The following is a 20400-nucleotide window of genomic DNA, read 5'->3' on the forward strand; positions in this document are numbered from 1 at the left end:
AAATCATCTACGAAAGAAGCTGTATCTGTGATTTTACTTTTGTCTGAGATGTTTAATTGATTAGCAACAACATCTTTAATTTCATCGATTAATGCCATTTTTAATTCTCCTTAAATTTATTGTTTATTATTAATAAAGTGCTTTTAAACACATTATATGCTTTTAATTATATAATTAATTACATTGACATTCCGCCGTCAACTGCTATTACTTCTCCTGTGATATAATTGCTCATATCAGAAGCTAAGAATAATACCAAATTAGATACATCTTCAGGTGTTCCTAATCTTTTTAACGGTGTAATGCTCATAATTCCTTTTACAGTGTCTTCAGGCAAGACTCCTGTCATATCTGTTTGTATGAATCCTGGAGCTACTGCATTTACACATATATTTCTAGGGGCAAATTCTTTAGCCATAGATTTTGTCATTCCTATGATACCAGCCTTAGCAGCAGCATAATTAGCCTGTCCTGCATTTCCCATTTTTCCTATAACGCTGGATATATTGATTATTTTACCTTTTCTTGCTCTAAGCATATTTTTAGCTGCTTCTCTTGACATATAGAAAGTACCTGAAAGATTTGTTGATATTACATCATTCCAAGCATTATCTTCCATTTGAAGTACTAACATATCTTTAGTAATACCTGCATTATTTACAAGTATATCAATAGAGCCGAATTTTTCTATAGTTTTAGCAACTACTTCCTTACAAGATTCACTTGATTTTGCATCATGTTGAATTGCTAAAGTTTCTACATTGAAAGTTGATTTTATTTCTTCAGCTGCTTGAGAGGCTTTTTCAAAGTTTGTAGCAGTGATTACAACATTAACTCCTTCTTTTGCTAGAGTTTCTGCTATTTTTTTACCTATTCCTCTGCTTGAACCTGTTACTATAGCTGTTTTATTTTTAAGATTTAAGTCCATATTTACCCTTTTTGAATATGTAAAGATATATAAATAAACAAAAAAAATTTTTATTAGTTAAATATATATTATATTAAAACAAAATATATTGAATTTGTCAAGCTAAAAATATCATTTTAAAATTTTCGACTTTTTTGGTTTAAAAGTCGAAGTATATGTGATTTTTGTTTATAAAAAACTCCGGAATGATAATTTTCCAGAGTTTTTTATTTTTCTTGATTAATTATGTTTACTTTTTAGTTTTTTTAACTGCTTCTTTTTTTGGTTTAGTTTCTTTAGCAGGCTTGGCAGGGCTTTTTATTCCTTTTATCATATTCATAGCTGCAGTAATTAAGTCTTTAGCCTCTTTTTTGCTTTTAGCCTCAGCAATGATTCTTACTATAGGCTCTGTATTTGATGAGCGTACATGAAGCCAGCCTTCTTCTAAATCTATTTTTATTCCATCAATAGTTGTTATTTTGGCTTTAGGGTACTCTTCTTTAACTTGTTTTAAGAATTTATCTTCGTCTATTTTGGATACTTCCAATTTTTCTTTAACAATTTCATATTTTGGTATTTCATTTACAAGTTCTGTTATAGTTTTTCCTGTTTTAGCCATTAATTCCAATATTAAAGCTATACCCAAAAGAGAATCTCTTCCCGGAGTAACAGCAGGAACTATTATTCCTCCATTTCCTTCTCCTCCGAAGTATAATTTATTTTTTACAACATGAGAAGAAACATTTATTTCTCCTATTTTTGTACGATCAATTGAGTACCCTTTTTCTTTAGCTAAATCATCTATCATTCTTGAAGTAGATAGGTTTACAGCCGCATTTCCTTTACCAACTAGCCATAAATATTTAGCACATAAAGCCAAAGTATATTCTTCGCTTATGATAGTACCGTCATCAAGAACTAATGCGAGTCTGTCAGCATCAGGGTCTTGAGTGAATCCTATATTAACTTTATTCTTTTTAACTAAATCAGATAAACTTTTCATACTTGCAGCAGATGGTTCAGCAACATGTGCGAATTTTCCAGTATGCTGATTATTTATAGATACTTCTTTTACTCCTAATGCTTTAAGTAGTGGAGGAGTAGCAAATAAACCTGTACCGTTAACATAATCGCATGCCACTTTGAAATTAGCTTTTTTTATTTTTTCTACATCTATCCATCTTAATATTCTTTTAATATGTTCTTCTATAGCATTATCTATTTTTTCATAAGTACCTGTTTCTAATGCTTTAACGAATCTTGACGCTTTTTTATCATAAAGTTTCATAAGTTCATTAACTGATTTTTCATCCAAGAAATGTCCGCCTTTTCCTATAAGTTTTAATGCATTCCATTCTATAGGGTTATGGCTTGCAGATATCATTATACCGCCATGAATTTTAAGCTTTTCTACCATATATAATGCTGTAGGCGTAGGAGTTATACCTATATCTATTACATTTATACCTGATGCAGTTAATGTTGCTACAACGGCATTCAATATAGATTCTCCTGTTATCCTTGTGTCTCTTGCTACTAAAACTTTTGCTTTCTTTGGAAAAAGACATGCAAATGCTGCTGTATAATCTACTACGGCTCTTATATCTAAACCGTCTCCTATTATTCCTCTGATTCCTGATATACTTGTTTTTAAAGTAGGCATTTAAAACTCCTGAAATATATTCTTTAATTATAAAAATTATAAATATACAAAAAGTAAAATATTATTGTTTATATTTTAACAATACTATAATAATTTTCAATTATTTTTATGCATGATGATTCATATTGGTTACTCTATTAATAGCGTTTTTATACTCTGCCATAAAGCTTCGTATATCCGTTATATTTATATAATTATCTTTAGATATTGATATTGCTCTTATTTTATTTAATTCTCTTTTTAGAGTGTCTTCATTTTTTATATTAAGCATAGTTTTTATATCATTTACTTTATATGGAAGGTTTATAGAATCAATATTATTAGGCAATGTTTCAGTTTTCACAATATAATATAATGTTATTAATAGTTTAGCTAGCATATCATCTGTATTAAGTGCTATGATTTTTAATATTGTGTTTCTGATCTTTATGCTTAGCATTCTTATATAATAAAGTTTGATAGAATTATCATTTTCTATTATATTAAGTAACTCTTCTTTTTTTAAAACTTTTAGTACAGAATCTTCAAGTATAATGGCAGATGTAGATAAAGGCTGATATTCCAAAGCAGGATTATACCCATCTATTATGCTATTTTTAGAGTATATGCTTCTTGTAATTTGATGCAAGTTTACAACATTATATATACCTATTTTGCCTGATTTTATTATATATAATTTATCGCTTCCTCCTAATTCTGTATATAAACAGTATCCTTTCTTATAATGAAATACATTGTCTTTTTTTGATAATGGTTCTTCAATAGGTTCTATATTAGATAGTTTATTTTTTACATCATTAATATTTTCTTTATCATTTGGAAATCTTTTTATATACTCATTATACAATTTATAAGCGGCATGATCAAAACCATTTTTACTATAAACATGGGCCATGTTAAGAATTTCTTCTTTTGTTTTTCCTTTTATTATTTCTTTGCTTTCTGATATAAGTAAATAATATCTTCCAAGCCATGTTTCTAATGAAGAATTTAAATATTCATATATTTTTATTGTTAAATCTCTATTTTTTGTATTAATTATTTCATCTAAATTTAATTCTATAACTTCCATATCCTCTAATGCTTTAATATTATAGAAATAAGGTTCATTAAGTACAACATTTATTAATCCTAATATGTCTCCTTTATTAAATTCTATATTATAGTCTAAAGTTCCGTAAGATATGGCTTTGCCTTTAGTTATGATATAAAAAGAATTTTTAGGACTTTGATTCTTTATAAAAATTATAGATGATTTTTTAAAATTTAAAATATTGTATTTATTCATAATTTTACCCAAATAATGCTTTATTCTAGCTTTTTTTACATTATTAGTCAATATTGTAATTAATATTTCTTATTTGTTATGATAACTGCAATTAATCGAATGATCATTTACAATTCCTATAGCCTGCATATAACTATAAATTATTATGCTTCCTGTGAATTTAAATCCTCTTTTTATCAAATCTTTGCTTATAGTATCGGATAATTCATTTCTTGCTGGAAGAGGGCTTTCATCATCTAATTTATTATCTATTTGTTTTCCATCGGTAAAAGACCAAATATATTTATCAAAAGTGCCGAACTCTTTTTGTACTTCTATAAATTTATTAGCATTTACTATTAGAGCATTTATTTTTCTTTTATTTCTTATTATTCCTTTATTATTTAAAAGTTCATTTATTTTTTTATCATCATATTGGGATATTTTTTTATAATCAAAATTATCGAATGCCTCTCTCATATTTTCTCTTTTATCAAGTATGCATTTCCAACTTAATCCTGCCTGCATATTTTCAAGTATAAGCATTTCAAATAATTTTCTTTCATCATGGCATATTTTGCACCATTCTTCATTATGATATTTAATTTCTATTTCGCTTTTAGCCCATTTGCATATTTCTGACATAATTAAAAATATTTCCTATATGTAATATATTTGGTAATATACCTAAACAATTATATTTTGTCAATTGATGCACTTTATGTAAATTGTATCTACTTTTTTGCCGCACACGCTCTGCGGACTTCGTCAAAGTTTTTATCCTTCGGATACGCTATGCGAAAAACGCAATTGTTAGAACTTTATATTAAAAATATATGTATTAAATGTAGGGTGTAACCTAAATTTGGACTAAAAATGCAGTTGTTTTGGTTCTCGCCGAAGGCGGGCTGTGCCTTATACCAATAAAAGAACTGGGGTATGGGGCAAAGCCCCAGATATTAAAAACAAAATATAACTTTATTTTTTGACAAAGTATAGTTGTTTAGGTATATATTAAATTTATTCTATATTTATCGACACTTCATCATTATCAGCTTTTATATTATAATTACCTTTTTTTAATTCTGAAGAATAATTATCTCTTTGTCCAAATATATTAACTATTTTTTCTCCATTGTATTCTATTACGCACCAATTCTTTATGTTACTGATATTTATATAGTATTGATTATCGCTTTTATATATTTCTATATTTTTATAAACATAAATATCTTTGATTTTATTATCTTCTTCTCCTCTTGAAGCTAATGGAGTTAATTTACTGAAATAAAGCATATAATCGATTATACTGTCTTTTATATTGATGATTGGTTTTATTTTAGATTCTTTAAGCATATTAGAATCTTCTATATTTTCCATAAGAAATAAATCGTTTTTAAGAGAACTTACTTCTCTTTGCAAATCAGCATTCGATTCCAACTCTTCTAAAAAGTCATCAGATACTTTAATGCCATTAACATAGTTTATAATTTCTTCTTCTGTATAATTATATTTGCTCATATTATAAATCCGATAAATTATTAAAATGTTCTTTTAAACTAGCTTTTATTTTGTTTATAATCTTTGTAACTGCATTGTTTGTAATATTTAAAAGTTTTGCTATAAACTCATAAGGAACATTTATTTTTATAGAATGCAGCTTCTTAATATAATTTTGTTTTTTGCTTGCTAAATGCACTGTGAAAAGTCCTCTTTTATTATTAATTTCTATTTGTGCATTTATCTTTGCTATTTTATCCTGCTGTTTTATTATTTCATTATATTTTTTTATATATGTTGCTCTTGCTTTTTCTATTATTGAATATGCTTCTTCATAATTAATATTAAAATATTCCATTAATGGCTGTATTATAAGATTTATAAATAATTCTAAATTATGTATAAAGAATGCTATTGAATCTCTATCTGTGAATTCTTTTTCTATATAATTGAACATATTGAGTGAAAGTTTTTCTATATTGCTTTCATTATAGTTATTAGTATATTCATTCATAACATAGGATTTGCTGTCATAAAGCACATCATGCAAAGTTAATGCTTCTTTACCGCATAATGGGGCATCTATTGATATTTCCTGTTTTTTATATTTATCTTTTCTTTTTTTATGATCTAAGAAATTTAAATAATGACTTCTTAATGTATATGTAAACCAAGTGATAAATTTAGCATCTGTTTCATTATATTTTATTATTATATTATCTATTCTTTCTATATAATATGAGTAGAATTCTAAAGCTTCATCATGAAACACACCGAAAACTTTTCTAGGATAATTATAAATATAATTAGATAAATGTTCATTAATTTCTTTTAAAGCCTCAATGCTTCTGGTGGCTTTATATTCGAGAATCAGCTTTTTTATAAATACATCATCTATCATCATTATCCTCGTATTTTAATATATTGGCAAATATTTCTTTCATTCTTTCATCTTTTATGCCTGATTCTTTTATAGTATTCTCTATCCATTCCTTATGTTCTTTTGTTAATTCTTTTTCTTCTTTAATATTTTGGTTATTAGTATTTTCTATTTTTCTATTATTATTGACTTCACCGATTCTTGTTTTTAATTCTACTACTTCTATATTAGTTTCTTTCTTTATATTTTTGAATATATTATTCCTATTCATAAATATTTCATTAGCCCATACACTGTCTGTTATGGTTACAGTAAGAACAGCATTTCTATAAAATGAAGGATAGCATATTTTTGAAAGAACTTCTCCCATAATATCATCCCATTTTTGAGATATTTTGATATAATTTGCTAGATTTATATTTTGATATAGCTTTCTATCTGAATATTCTTCCAATGTATTTTTTATAGTATGCATTTATAAATCCCCATAATATAATAATACAATAATTTTTTATATAATCAATATATTTAATTATAATTTAATTAGCATTTTGTTGTGTATTTGTTTGATAAACTGTAATATTTGTTTCTGTAGTAGTATTGCTTATTGTTGTATTTGTTATAATGTTATTTGTGTTTATCATATTATTATTAGTATTTATAAAATCATTTGTTATTATAGTATTTGTATTTATGATATTGTTTGTTGCTAAAGTATTTGTTGCTGATTCCATTATGTCTATTTCTATTGGCTTAGCTTCTACATCTTCATCATAAGTTATTGGATTTGTATTTATTTTAGGTTTATCTTCAACGGCTATATTTGTGTTTCCTGATATTCTAGCTAATATATTTTTATTTCTATCTATAGAGTCTTTTAATCCTCTATAATTTGGATTAATTTTATATGCTTCCTCATAAGTATTAAGTGCGGAACTGAAATTTTTATCTCTTTCATAAGTAGCGGCAAGATTCACCATATATACTACATTATTCGGACTGTAAACAGTAGCTTTTAAAAATGATGATTCAGCCTGTTTATAATCTTCTACATATAAATATAAAAGCCCAAGAAAATTATTCATATAGGCATCATTAGGCTTTAAACTTATAGAATATCTTATTGAATCTATAGCTTTATTTGTATCTCCTAATTTGTAAAGAGCATATCCTTTTTGGAAATGCAGTTTAGGAGAAAAGCTATTTACTATTATACCGTTTCTGGCTGCTCTAAGCATATTAGTATAATCTTTCAGGTTCATATAAGAATTAGCTAAATTTTCAAAATATTCTATTTTAAGAATGGGGGAATATTCTATTTCATATTCAAATAATTCAGCAGCTTTTTTATAATTTTTTGCATTATAATATCTGTATGCATTAGATAAATTTTTCCTATCATATTTGAAAGCATCATTTGTCTGAGAATACAATGATAATGCAATTAAAGAACAAAGTATAAGAATTATCTTATTAACGTGCATCTTTTTTGAAACTTTGCAGCCTGAAATCATTTATCATGGCATTAGCATAAGCTATAGTAGCATCGTACATTTCTTCTTTAGTTTTTCCTTTGAAGAATTTATATACTCTAGGAGATTGTACATTTAAATAATCAGGAAGAACTATTTCTCCATCGCTGCTTGCTTTAAGTGCTAGCTGTTTTATATTAGTCATTTTTTCAATGAATGCATGCAAGAAAAATCCTGATTCTTTAAGTATGAATTGTTCTGCTCTGCTTGAGTTATCTCCATTATCTAAAGCGAAAACATAGTCAGAAAATATCTGAGGCACTTTGCTTTCACCAACAGGAATTATGAATTTCTGGAATTGATTATCATAATCTTTTACAGCAGTTTCTACTACATAATCGCTTGCAGGTCCGCATGAAAAGAATCTGATAACAGAAAAACAATTGTACAATTCTTTGAAAGCACCGTATAAATGGCAAATTTCTTGATCTGCTTTAGGATGCATATCTTCCAAAGGATATTTTTCTGTGGCACTTTTGAATTTCTCTATCATATTATCTACTTTACTCATAAAAGAATTTTCTTTAGCCTTTTCTTCTTCAGCTTTTTTTCTTTGTCTTTCTAATTCTCTATCTCTTAAAGTAGTTTTTATATCTTCTAGAATTTTTATTTCAACTATTAAAAAATTTGATAAATCTTGTCTGTTTTGTAATGCTTCTCTGTATCTATCATTAAAACTATTTACATTATATATTTTGCTTCCGTATTTTTCAGCACCTTGTTCATATTCAGATCTTATTTTTGTTAAAGTTGCATTAATTTCTTTATCGCTTAAACTAGCCATTAAAAAACCCCCATTATGAAAAAATATTTGTTCATTATGTAAAAAACGATTACAAATTATCTGTTATCATAATATATCGAAAAATCCAGATAATAAATTATACAATTTTTTTAAAATAAATCTAGTATAAAAAATATTATGTATATTATACTTATTTTAGCTTGTCATATATAAATATGTTTTTATATTGATAATTTAGTAAGTATATATTATGTTTTAGTGAGTATTATTGTTTTGTAAGGTATATTTATGTTTGAGGCATCTTTTTCTATTGATGAAATAAAATTTAAGAATATAGATTTTAAATGAGTGAATTTAGAAATATTTTTAAGAGTTAAAAATAATTTTTTATGGATATCGAATTGAATGATATTTATATTTCTTTATATAAAGAGTGTGTAAAGTCTAGTGATAAAATAGGGGAGGGCAGATTACAAAAAATTATTATCTATGTGCCAAAGAAGAGCATCAAGTAAAATTGAATATAAAAGTATATTATTCAGGTATTATGATTAATACCATACCAGCTTTGATAAAAAAAGGATTTTTATGTGCACTGGATATTGATATATACTTTAAAATTGCATTTTTAAAAGGGCATAAAAATATTGTAGAAACAAAATTTTTTTCGCTATAAAGCCTGAATATATAATATTACTTATCTATCATAATATTAAGTATTTCTACATCTGTACTTTTCATACCATCTTTAGCCATTCTTCCTATGCTGTCAATGGTAGCTTCTATATCATTTTTTACAAGTCCATCTCCGGCTTTAAATACTTTTCCGTCTCTTGCCAAATTAAAAGCTAATATACCGCAGTCAATAGCTTCTGCAATCTTTGAAGCACATGATGACTTAGCACCATCGCAAACCATACCGCCTATAGTACATAAAGCATTTGTAATAGTGTCGCAAATAATTTTATAATCACAGTCATGTAAATATGCTATTGCTGATGCAGAACCTGTAGCAGCACATACAACCCCGCAGAATGCTGATAATTTACCTATATGTTTCTTTTGCAGTATAGCTATTAAATTGGAAAGCACCAAAGCTCTGTAAAGTTTTTCTTCGGATACTTTCATTTCTTCAGCATATTTTATAACAGGAATAGATACTGTTATACCTTGATTGCCGCTTCCTGAATTAGTAACTACCGGCATAGAACAGCCTCCCATTCTAGCATCAGAGCCTGCTGAAGCGTAAGCCTTAGCTATGTTTCTTATATCATCTCCATAATATTTCATCAATGTTTTACCTACGCTAGAGCCATAATCATTTTTTAAACCTTCTTCTGCTATACTGTAATTAAGTTCTATTTGTCTTTTTATAATATCTTTAATATCATCTATATTAACTTCATTGGCAAAATTGAGTATTTCTTTTATGCTTAATGTTTCTCTTGGATCTTCTTCTTTTTTATTTGAAGAATTGTCAGAATTTAATAATTCTTCGCCATTTTTATTGATTCTTGTAATATTTGTATGAGCGTTTTTTATTTCTACTAAAGCATTTGTATCTTTATATTTTGCTTCTATTATGATATGTAAATTTTCATCGCCTTCTATTAATTCGCAAGTACAAAATTCTTTATTATTTAAAAGTTCTTTAGTTTTATTTATATCTTCTTGCTTTATAGTGGATAATACTTCAAGATTTTTACTGGCATCTCCTCCCACCAAGCCTAAAATAGCTGCAGTATCTATTCCTTTTAAACCTCCTGAATTGGGTACAGTTACACCTTTTACATTTTTTATTATATTACCACTGCATTTGACAGTAATATGTTCCGGCATATTTTCTATTATTTCTCTGATTTTAGCACCGGCAAAAGCTATTGCTATAGGTTCTGTACATCCTAAAGCTGGTATTAATTCTTCTTTTAATATATTTATGTAATTACTGTATAAAGTTTTATCCATAGAATTATATCCTACTGTATTTATATTGGTACATTATATTATTGTTTTTTATCAAAATCAATGATTTTAACAATTATTTATTTTAGTTTTCAAAAAAATTTACGATTTATAGTTTGTATAGTTTAATATAAAATAATATTTTTTTACAATAACTGTATTTATACTATTGATTTTTTTTATTTTATGATATTTAATAACAGATAATTTTTGAGAGATTTAGTATGATACCTAGATTACATTTAAAAATAGTAGCAAGATTTAGAGAGGTTTTCGGACATAAAGGTGATACAAAACTTTATTTTGCTCCGGGAAGAGTTACAGTTATAGGAGAGCTTATAGATTATTCAGACGGAGATACTATAACTTCTGCTATAGATAGAGGAACATATATAGTAGCTAGAAAAAGACCTGATAATAAAGTTAATATATATGCTCATTCTTTTAAAGCTAGAAAGTCATTTACATTAGATGATTTAGAAAAGAATAAGGAAGATGAATGGGCTATTTATTTCAAAGGTGTTTTTTCTGTACTTTTGGAAAAAGGGTACAAAATACATGGTATGGATATATTTGTCTATACTGATTTACCTTTTAATACATCTTTGGCTTCATCTAGTTCATTATGTGCTTGTTTGACTTTTGCCGCTTTGGACATAAATAATATTAAAGATGTAGAACCTATTGAAATGGCAAAATTATCTTATGAAGGTGAAATAAAGTATGCATCTCATAGAACATCTTTAAGTGATCATGTTACTATATTCTTAGCTAAAGAAAATACATTATTTTTCTTTAATATGAAAACACTTAAATATGAATATTTTGATTTCAATTTAGGTGATTACTGTATGGCTGTTGTTAATAGTAATAAGAAAAGAACTTCCAGCGACAGTGAATATAATGCTAGAAAAAGAGAATGTGAAAATGCATTGAAGAAACTTAAAGAAAAGAAAAGTTCTTTAAAATCTTTATCTGATTTGAAAGTCAAAGATGCTGATTTTATTAAAGAAACTTTACAAAATAAAGAACAAAGAAGAGCTTTATATGTTTCTGCTGAGCAGGATAGAGTAAATCAGGCAGTTAAAGCTATTAAAAAAGGTTCTGTTAAGGACTTGGCTAATTTGATACTTAAAACTCATGATGGTTTAAGTAAATTATATGAGGTTTCTACTGCAGAATTGGATATTTTAGTTGAAGAAGCTATGAATATGGATGGAGTTTTGGGTGCTAGAATGATAGGAACTGGTTTCGGAGGAGGAGTTTTATTATTCCTTAAGAAAACTGAAGTTGAAAATGTTATAGAAAATTTATACACTCATTATAAAGAAAGAACTAGAAGAGATGCTGATGTTTATATATTAAAATTATCCAGCGGTACTAGAATTCTGCCTACAGAAGAATAATTTTTAATAAAAATTTTATTATAGATAAAAAATAATTGTGTTTTTGGTGCAATTCATTACAAGAACTAGCTTATATTTAAGCTAGTTTGTATTGTAATGATAACCCAAGATATAAACTAGCATGTTTTAGGTTTAGTTATAATCTATAGTAGGCGAGTTTATATTGTAGCAATAACCCAAGATATAAACAAGCATTTTTTAGATTTAGTTATAATCTATTGTTAGCGAGTTTATATCATAGCAATAACCCAAGATATAAACGAGCAGATTATAACTTTAGTTATAATCTACTGTCAGCGAGTTTATATTGTAACAATAACCCAAGATATAAACGAGCAGATTATAATTTTAGTTATAGTTTATAGTCGGTGAGTTTATATTATAATAGTAACCAGATATAAACAAGCATGTTTTAGGTTTAGTTATAATCTATAGTAGGCGAGTTTATATCGTAACAATAACCCAAGATATAAACGAGCAGATTATAACTTTAGTTATAATCTACTGTCAGCGAGTTTATATTATAATAGTAACCAGATATAAATAAGCATGTTTTAGGTTTAGTTATAATCTACTGTCAGCGAGTTTATATCGTAACAATAACCAAGATATAAACGAGCAGATTATAACTTTAGTTATAATCTACTGTCAGCGAGTTTATATCGTAAAATAATAGGAACGTTTTATGACATTATCAGAAATTAAAGGTATAGTATCTAATATTAAAGAACAATCAGAAATATTAAGGGGGTATCTTTGACCCGGATTCTATTTATAAGAGGGTTAAAGAGATAGACGAAATATCGGCTAAAGATGATTTTTGGAATGATAATATAGCAGCTCAGAAACTTATGAAGGAGAGAATGCTTCTTCTTGATAAGATAGAGCCTGTTGAAAATTTGATAAAAAATTCTAATAATATATATGAATTGGTTGAAATGGCTATAGAGTCAAATGATTCTGAAATGGAAAAAGAATTAGAAACTGAATGCTTAGAATTGCAGAAAGTTTTTGAGGAATTGGAAACAAAGAATTTATTTTCAGGTGAATTTGATAGTAAGAATGCATATTTAACTTTGAATGCAGGAGCAGGCGGTACAGAAAGCTGCGATTGGGCTTCTATGCTTTCAAGAATGTATGTAAGATTCTGTGAAAGACACGGCTTTACAGTTGAAACCACAGATGAACTTCCAGGTGATGAAGCAGGAATAAAACAGATAAGTTTTTATGTTCAGGGGCTTTATGCTTATGGATATTTACGTTCAGAAATAGGTGTTCATAGACTTGTAAGAATATCTCCTTTCGATGCTAATGCTAAAAGACATACTTCATTTGTTGCTGTTAGTGTTATGCCTGATATAGATGAAGATATTGAAATAGAAATAAACCCTGCAGACTTAAGAATAGATACTTACAGAGCTTCAGGAGCAGGCGGACAGCACGTTAATAAAACTTCATCAGCTATCAGAATAACTCATATACCAACTAATATAGTTGTTCAATGCCAGGCAGAAAGAAGCCAGCATAACAATAAAGATATGGCTATGAAAATGTTAAAGGCGAAACTTTATCAATTAGAAAAAGAGAAATTGGATAAAGAAAAGCAGAAAATAGCGGGAGAGAAAACAGATATAGCTTGGGGCAATCAGATTAGAAGTTATGTATTCCAGCCTTATCAGATGGTAAAAGATTTAAGAACAGGATGCGAGAGCGGAAATATGAACTCTGTAATGGATGGGAATATAGATGAATTTATATCTGCTTATCTTAAACAGCAAATAAAAAAATAAACTGGCAATATAGTATTCTATATTTAATGTAATTTTAATTGTATTCAAATAAATGGAAATTATTAATAATATTATGTTACTTATTGACATTTTTATATAAATAGTATATTGTAAAATAAATAAGAAAATGGAGAATATTATGTTAAAAAAGATTACACTTGTATCTCTTATGATTGCCATTTTAGTTGTTGCTGTTCCTAAGAAAGCTTCTGCTGCTTACTCTGATGGGGCTGCAATAGGAGCTTCTTTATTTTTTGGATATCCTAACCAAGGTTTAACATTAGTTGGTCAATTTGATGGCGTACCTTTAATGTTTGGTGTTCAGGCTGTAGCTAATATACTTGATAGCCGTTATCAATATTTTGGTGTAGGTCTTACTATGGATTGGTGGGGATTAAAAATACCTTTGGGTCAGGCAGGAGAATCTGATGTTCATTTTTATTTAGGACCAGGACTTGCTGCTGATTTTGCTTTCGGTTCAAATGGTATATGGGCTATCAATGCTGGTTTGAGAATGCCTATAGGTTTCTCATTCTTAATCAAAAAGCAATGGGAAATTTTCTTAGAGCCTGCGCCTGTTGTGAATGTTATACATGCTGATGGTAATGGTTTCTCTTTACTTGGACTTCATTTCGGTAATGAGAGTCATTGGTATCTTGAGCATTTCTTACATCTAACATTCCAATTCGGATTTAGATACTGGTTCTAATATTATTTATTTAGAATATTTATAGCTCCGTTATTTTATTAGCGGAGCTTTATTTTTATTATAATTTTTTCACTTTTTTATATTATTTTTTATATTTATATAAAGTAATAATTAGGTTTTGTTTATATGTTAAAAAGAGTAATAACTTACAGTGCTTGTTTTATAATTTTCATTTCTTTTTTCTCTATGTCTAAATTGTATGCTGATTATCCTAATGGTGCAGCTGCAGGATTTTTCTTGAGATTTAGTTTTCCAAGTCAGGCTTCTTTAGGTGTAACAGGAAAGATTGATAATTTTCCATTGATGTTTAGCGGTATATTAAATATAGGTATATCAACTAAAGTTTGGGCTTGGTTCGGACTTAGTGCTAATGCTGATTGGTGGGGCTTAAAATATCGAATAGGAAAGGCAGGCGACTCTGATGCTTGGCTTTATTTTGGTCCCGGAGCTGAAGCTATTGCAGAATTTGGAAATAATTATTGGAATTTGGGTTTAGGTTTTAGGCTTCCTTTAGGAGTTTCTTTTATAGTTGATAGAGATTGGGAAATATTTTTACAGATTTCACCAGGGCTTAATGTTATAGCTGTGGGCAGTGATGGTTTTGGAACTTTCGGCTGGTACCCTAGTCATACAGGCTGGACTTTTGCTAAATTCTTCAGGTTCTCGGGTGATTTCGGATTTAGATATTGGTTCTAATAACATAATTAAAAAGGGCTATTCTAATATAAGAATAACCCTTTTATTTTTTATATATTTATTTCTTATTTTTTATTTGATTTTCCAGTTATTAAAGGCATATAATCAAAGAATGAATATATAGTTATTATTGTAACAACTAATAAACTATAATATGTTATTTGCTCATAAGGAAGAGATATTTCTGTATATTTCAATATTTTTAAAAGGAATATTATAACTACAGCAGCCGCTCTTGATGCAGTTTTTAATTTACCGCTGAATTTGGCAGCAACAGCAAAGCCTCTGAGTCCCCCTAATATTCTTATAAACATTGAAAACATATCTCTGTAAAGTGAAATTATATACATCCATATAGGCATAGAACCTTCATAAAGAAATATTGTAAACATTGTTATATGAAAGACCGTATCAGCAAAAGGATCCAGAACTTTTCCTAAATCACTTACAAGATTAAATTTTCTAGCCATAGCACCGTCTAAAGCATCTGTTATTTCTAGTATAATAAGAAATATTAATGCTAATACTGCACTTATAATAGAGTTATAAAAGTAAAGAAATATAACTAGAGGTGATAAAACTATTCTGCTTATGCTTAGTAAATTAGGTATTTGCTGTTTCATAAATTACTTCCTTAAAAATATATTAAATTTTTATTAATTTATTGCTGCAAATTTTCATCTAATCTCATATCATCTTCTGACATATCCATATACGGATCATTTTCATTATTCATTTCTTGATCATCATCTTCAGTTTTTATATAATAACTTCTGTCACGCATAGCTGCTGAATATATATTATAATCAACTTCATATATTATACCGCTTTTAGGTTTTACATATACTCTATTGTCATTATTATCATATACTAATTGATATTCTATTTTTGTATTATCTTCCATATATATAGTAACAGTAGTATCAGGTATTCTGAATAATCTGTTTAAATATTTTAGCATATTTTCATCATATACAAAACCTATAGCTTTAACTAAAGCTAATGCTTCAAAATCTCTATATGCTTTATTCAAATTGATTTCTTCATCTACTCCATCAACAACCCAATTAGTTTTGTTTTCTTTTCTTATGGTATTTGTATAATCTCTTATACTGCTTTCTGTTTTTACTACAGAATCTATATAAATAGTTTTATCAAATATTTGCTTATCTCTAAGCATATCAACAGTTTTCTTTAATGCTTCTATATAAATAAGCTCTACACTGAAATATTCATCATTATATTTAACATAGTATTTTTCTTCATCGGCAGTTTTATTTCCAACGAATATTTTATATTCTTTATTACCCTCCCAAACAGTGAATTCATTGCTTGGATTTTCTAAACCGAATGAATCTAATTCAGAAAGATTTGTTATAATAGTGTCAATATTCAAAGTATTGAAGTTTTTAACATTTGCAAAAGCCTCTAGCTGATCTATTTTATAATTATTAGCAGGGGCTATTACTTTCCAAGTTTCATCTATTTTTTCTACTATTATTGGTTCTTCAGCATATTTTAATTCATATTTTGTAACATTTGTTTCATTAAGTTCAAAAAGCTGTTTTCTAGGTTTATTTGCCTCTATTTTTTCGCGGCTTTTTTTAGTTGTTAGAAATGCTGCAACGCTTATTACCGCTAAAGCTATGAGTAAAAGTATAATTTTTGTAACATTTTTATTCATTTTATTTATCCTATAAGTTTATAATTTCTTTTAATATCGTAAATTATTTTCTATTTTCTAGCATAATATTTGCCAAATAAAGGAATATTACTGTAACTGATATAAAGTATATAATATCTCTTAAATCCAATACTCCTCTTGCAATATTAGCAAAATGATAATCACCGCTTATTACTTCTATAAAATTAACAGAAGCAGGGAAAAGCAAAGTTAAATATCTCAAAAACATATTTAAAGATATCATAATTGCAAGCCCTACAATTAAAGCTACTATTTGATTCTTTGTTGTAGATGAAGCAAATATGCCTATAGCACATAAAGCCATAATAAGAAATACGCTTCCTATATATCCTGCAATAACAGGTCCCATATCTAATCTGCCCAAAAAAGTTAATGTGATGGGGTAGAGTATAGTAGGTATTAAAGCAAAAAGCATAAATATTACAGCCGAAAAGAATTTACCTAGTATAATTTCTAAGGTAGAAACTGATTGAGTGCTTATAAGCTCATAAGAACCGCTTGAAAACTCACTTGATAATAGCCCCATAGTGATAGGCGGAATTATAAGGGATAGTATCAAAGGCAGAATGCTGAAAAAATCCTGCATATCATTTTGCTGAAGTATAAAGAATCTTGAGAAGAAATATACTCCGCTTACAATTAAAAATATTGCTGAAAATATATATGCTATAGGTGAAAAGAAAATATGTCTCAATTCTTTTTTCAATATAACATTAGATTTATTTATAGTATAACTTATTGACTGCACTTATTTATCTCCTTTTGTTAAAGTATGGAATACTTCTTCTAGATTTTCTCTTTCTCTGAACATTTCATATATTATCCAATCTGTACTCTTAATAACTGTATAAATTTTTTCTCTAGGCTCTTCTTCATTAGAATATATTGTGATGTCTTTTAAATCTCCATTATCTTCCGCTTTAACATCATAAATACTTTCTATTTTCTTTAATTTTTCTATTATTTTATTTTTATCATCATTTGTCTTTATAGATAATTTTATTCTTACAGATGTTTTATTATTTTCTTTGTTATTTAAAGTTAAATGTTTAGGGTCAGCATCGGCAATAACATTACCCTGATTAATAATTATAGCTCTTGAACAAGTAGCTTCAACTTCGCTTAATATATGTGTAGATATAAGAACAGTTTTTTCTTTGCCCAATTCTTTTATAAGCTCTCTAATCTCTACTATTTGGTTAGGGTCAAGTCCGTTAGTAGGCTCATCTAATATAAGTATTTTAGGGTCATGTATAATAGCTCCAGCAATACCTACACGCTGTTTATAACCTTTTGAAAGCTCTCCTATTGATTTTGATATAACATCTTTGAGACTGCAGGCATCAACAACATAATGAAGTCTTTCGCTTAATCTGCTTCTTTCAAGCTCCTGAATCTCAGCCATATAAACAAGATAATCAAATACACTCATATCATCATAAAGCGGTGCTGATTCAGGCAAATATCCTATAACCTTTTTTACTTCTCTTTCATTATTTAATATGCTTTTTCCGTCAATAATAGCATTTCCGCTAGTAGGAGAGAGGTAGCAAGTTAATATTCTTAAAGTAGTGGATTTTCCTGCTCCGTTTGGTCCTAATATTCCTACAATTTCACCTGATTTTATCTCAAAACTTACGCCTTTTAAAGCATGAAAATCACCGTAGTATTTGTTTAAATTCTCTACTGATATCATTTTATTCCTTTTTATTTTTGTATATTGCAAAAAATTAAATCATTATTCAAAAATATATTAATAATAAGTAGAAAAACATTATAATATATATAAAGTAAAAAAACAATTATTATTTATATAATAAAAAATATATATTTTTTTATTTGTTTTAGAATAAATATTTTTATATAATAACAGCTTTTATTGACAAATAGAATAAAATTTATTATATTGTAATTATCAAACTTTATATGGATATATAAAATGTCTAAAAAAAATCATAATATTAAAAGTCAGGAAAATAAAAATAGCAGTATTGATATTTTTACACTTATAAAAAAACTTTCAGAAGGTTTATATGAAAAAGAAGAAGCTATCAGCTTAACTCTTTTATGTGCTTTGGCTGGAAAATCAGTATTTTTATACGGTCCTCCCGGTACTGCTAAAAGTTTGATAGTAAGGAGAATAGCTTCAGCATTTAAAGACTCTAAATATTTCGGTCAGCTTATGAATAGGTTTACTACCCCTGAAGATGTATTCGGTCCTGTGAGCCTATCAAAATTAAAAGAGGATAAATTTGAAAGACAAACAGAAGGTTATTTGCCTAAGGCTGATTTTGTATTTTTAGATGAAATTTGGAAAAGCAGTCCTGCAATATTAAATACATTATTAACTATAATAAATGAAAAAGTATACAGAAACGGAAGTCAGGAAGAGAAAGTACCATTAAAGGCATTAGTTTCGGCAAGCAATGAAACTCCTCCTAAAGGTCAGGGGCTTGAGGCAATGTATGACAGATTTATAATGCGTTTATTTGTTGATACTGCTAAAGATGTTGATAATTTTGTAAAATTAATATCTGATAAAGATGTTTCTTTCGATGCTGATTTAAAAGAAGAAGAAAAAATATCCACTGAAGATTGGTTAAAATTTCATAAAGATATAGATGATGTATCTGTATCTGATGAAGCTCTTGATATAATATGCTCCATAAAATACGAAATAGACGAATATAATAAAGGCAATAATGAAGCTATATATATTTCTGACAGAAGATGGAAGAATATTGTTTATATATTAAAAGCAGCTGCATTTTTTTCAGAAAGAAATACTGTTATGCCTGTAGATTGTTTTTTAATAACTCATTGTATATGGACACTTGAAGAAAATATTGATGCAGTGAAAAAAATAGTATTAGAGGCCATAAAATTTTTTTCAGCTTCAGATATAGATATATTTGATGAAAAAATTGAGGACATAAAAAATAAGTCTAAAAATTCTCAAAATAGCATCAGCACTAATTCAAGTAATAATAATGATTTAGAATTTGAAACAGTATCAATAAAAGGAAAAAAGTTTGTAAAACTGCCTTATACATATCAAGAATATTCATCTCTTTCCGTATTAAGAAATGCTTATGCAACTCCTAATGGTGGAAATTTGTATGTTCCTTTGGACAGATTAAATAGTAATAATAATTCTAATTTTAATCCATATAATGAAAATGGTGAAGAAATTTCATCAATTCAATGTAATTATTTAGGTAATTTTGCCCTAAAGATAAAAAATAATGTAAAAAATGATACAAAAAATGATATTCAAAATTTAGTTTTCTCTATATATGGATTATCAAATTTTATAATATTGAAAGATGAAAATGGAAAAGAAGTATCTGAAACTACATGCAGTCTGCCTGTTAAAAATAGTGTCAATAATACAGCTAATAATACTGTATCAGTAAATAATTCAAACTTAAAAATAGAATGCAATGATTTAATAAACAATATTGATGATTATATTAATAGTTATGAAAATTATTTAAAAAATAATATTAATCATATATATTCTGTATTTTTAAGCGATGAAAATAATCGTTTAATGGCTGAAATATACAATGAAAATATATCTGAATTAAAATCTAAGGTTATAGAGCTTGAAAAGATTAGAGAGTCTTTAAAATAAT

19 protein-coding genes are annotated in these 20400 nt (G+C 27.3%); 5 read left to right on the top strand and 14 right to left on the bottom strand.

Annotation, left to right across the window (positions count from 1 at the left end; translation table 11 throughout):
- Positions 1-178: 178 nt before the first annotated feature.
- The 10 genes from fabG to Q0K19_RS10455 form a co-directional block, all read right to left on the bottom strand.
- Complete coding sequence (fabG, locus tag Q0K19_RS10410) at positions 179-928, bottom strand: 3-oxoacyl-[acyl-carrier-protein] reductase (protein WP_297247712.1); 750 nt, start codon at positions 926-928, stop codon at positions 179-181.
- 229 nt (positions 929-1157) lie between these two features.
- Entirely contained in the window at positions 1158-2570 is a 1413-nt protein-coding gene (glmM, locus tag Q0K19_RS10415; RefSeq protein ID WP_297247713.1) for a phosphoglucosamine mutase, read from the bottom strand.
- A gap of 106 nt (positions 2571-2676) precedes the next feature.
- Entirely contained in the window at positions 2677-3858 is a 1182-nt protein-coding gene (locus tag Q0K19_RS10420) for a cyclic nucleotide-binding domain-containing protein (RefSeq protein ID WP_297247714.1), read from the bottom strand.
- 69 nt (positions 3859-3927) lie between these two features.
- Complete coding sequence (locus Q0K19_RS10425; protein WP_297247715.1) at positions 3928-4482, bottom strand: DNA-3-methyladenine glycosylase I; 555 nt, start codon at positions 4480-4482, stop codon at positions 3928-3930.
- Between the two features lie 375 nt (positions 4483-4857).
- Positions 4858-5358 carry a hypothetical protein gene (locus tag Q0K19_RS10430; RefSeq protein WP_297247716.1) on the bottom strand — a complete coding sequence of 167 codons (501 nt, stop codon included), beginning with the start codon at positions 5356-5358 and terminating at the stop codon, positions 4858-4860.
- Between the two features lies 1 nt (position 5359).
- Positions 5360-6238 carry a sigma-70 family RNA polymerase sigma factor gene (locus tag Q0K19_RS10435; RefSeq protein WP_335845677.1) on the bottom strand — a complete coding sequence of 293 codons (879 nt, stop codon included), beginning with the start codon at positions 6236-6238 and terminating at the stop codon, positions 5360-5362.
- Entirely contained in the window at positions 6228-6692 is a 465-nt protein-coding gene (locus Q0K19_RS10440) for a DUF721 domain-containing protein (RefSeq protein WP_297247718.1), read from the bottom strand. The genes Q0K19_RS10435 and Q0K19_RS10440 overlap by 11 nt, the downstream gene beginning before the upstream one ends.
- Positions 6693-6756: 64 nt before the next feature.
- A complete protein-coding gene (locus Q0K19_RS10445; RefSeq protein WP_297247719.1) occupies positions 6757-7731 on the bottom strand; it encodes a tetratricopeptide repeat protein in 975 nt (324 codons plus the stop codon).
- The gene (locus tag Q0K19_RS10450; protein WP_297247720.1) at positions 7691-8533 is read right to left on the bottom strand and encodes a hypothetical protein; all 843 of its coding nucleotides are present in this window, start codon (positions 8531-8533) and stop codon (positions 7691-7693) included. Before Q0K19_RS10450 ends, Q0K19_RS10445 begins: the two co-directional genes overlap by 41 nt.
- 654 nt (positions 8534-9187) lie before the next feature.
- Complete coding sequence (locus tag Q0K19_RS10455; protein ID WP_297247721.1) at positions 9188-10459, bottom strand: serine dehydratase subunit alpha family protein; 1272 nt, start codon at positions 10457-10459, stop codon at positions 9188-9190.
- A 221-nt stretch (positions 10460-10680) separates the two neighbouring features.
- Here Q0K19_RS10455 and galK point away from each other — a divergent pair, with 221 nt between their 5' ends.
- From galK to Q0K19_RS10475, 4 genes are all read left to right on the top strand, one after another.
- Complete coding sequence (galK, locus tag Q0K19_RS10460; RefSeq protein WP_297247722.1) at positions 10681-11862, top strand: galactokinase; 1182 nt, start codon at positions 10681-10683, stop codon at positions 11860-11862.
- Positions 11863-12547: 685 nt separating this feature from the next.
- Positions 12548-13652 (top strand): peptide chain release factor 2 gene (gene prfB / locus Q0K19_RS10465; RefSeq protein WP_270002780.1). Its coding sequence is split into 2 segments (ribosomal slippage): positions 12548-12619 and positions 12621-13652, totalling 1104 coding nucleotides; the frame shifts between segments, so codons are not numbered across the junction.
- Between the two features lie 139 nt (positions 13653-13791).
- Complete coding sequence (locus Q0K19_RS10470; RefSeq protein ID WP_297247723.1) at positions 13792-14361, top strand: hypothetical protein; 570 nt, start codon at positions 13792-13794, stop codon at positions 14359-14361.
- A 126-nt stretch (positions 14362-14487) separates the two neighbouring features.
- On the top strand, positions 14488-15057 hold the full coding sequence (locus Q0K19_RS10475; protein ID WP_297247724.1) for a hypothetical protein: 570 nt from the start codon (positions 14488-14490) through the stop codon (positions 15055-15057).
- Positions 15058-15122: 65 nt separating this feature from the next.
- Here the strand turns inward: Q0K19_RS10475 and pgsA are convergent, their stop codons facing one another.
- From pgsA to Q0K19_RS10495, 4 genes are read right to left on the bottom strand one after another with little or no spacing between them, the layout of a single operon-like run.
- The gene (gene pgsA, locus Q0K19_RS10480) at positions 15123-15680 is read right to left on the bottom strand and encodes a CDP-diacylglycerol--glycerol-3-phosphate 3-phosphatidyltransferase (RefSeq protein WP_297247725.1); all 558 of its coding nucleotides are present in this window, start codon (positions 15678-15680) and stop codon (positions 15123-15125) included.
- A 38-nt stretch (positions 15681-15718) separates the two neighbouring features.
- The gene (locus tag Q0K19_RS10485; RefSeq protein ID WP_297247726.1) at positions 15719-16741 is read right to left on the bottom strand and encodes a DUF4340 domain-containing protein; all 1023 of its coding nucleotides are present in this window, start codon (positions 16739-16741) and stop codon (positions 15719-15721) included.
- A gap of 43 nt (positions 16742-16784) precedes the next feature.
- Positions 16785-17510: an ABC transporter gene (locus Q0K19_RS10490; protein ID WP_297247727.1), complete on the bottom strand. Its 726-nt coding sequence runs from the start codon at positions 17508-17510 to the stop codon at positions 16785-16787.
- Positions 17511-18458 carry an ABC transporter ATP-binding protein gene (locus Q0K19_RS10495; RefSeq protein WP_297247728.1) on the bottom strand — a complete coding sequence of 316 codons (948 nt, stop codon included), beginning with the start codon at positions 18456-18458 and terminating at the stop codon, positions 17511-17513.
- 243 nt (positions 18459-18701) lie between these two features.
- Here Q0K19_RS10495 and Q0K19_RS10500 point away from each other — a divergent pair, with 243 nt between their 5' ends.
- Positions 18702-20399 (top strand): AAA family ATPase, encoded by a 1698-nt coding sequence (locus Q0K19_RS10500; protein ID WP_297247729.1) that lies wholly within the window; start codon positions 18702-18704, stop codon positions 20397-20399.
- Position 20400: the final 1 nt, after the last annotated feature.

It is taken from the genome of uncultured Brachyspira sp., assembly GCF_944393015.1.
In the GTDB taxonomy this organism is placed as follows: Bacteria; Spirochaetota; Brachyspiria; order Brachyspirales; family Brachyspiraceae; genus Brachyspira.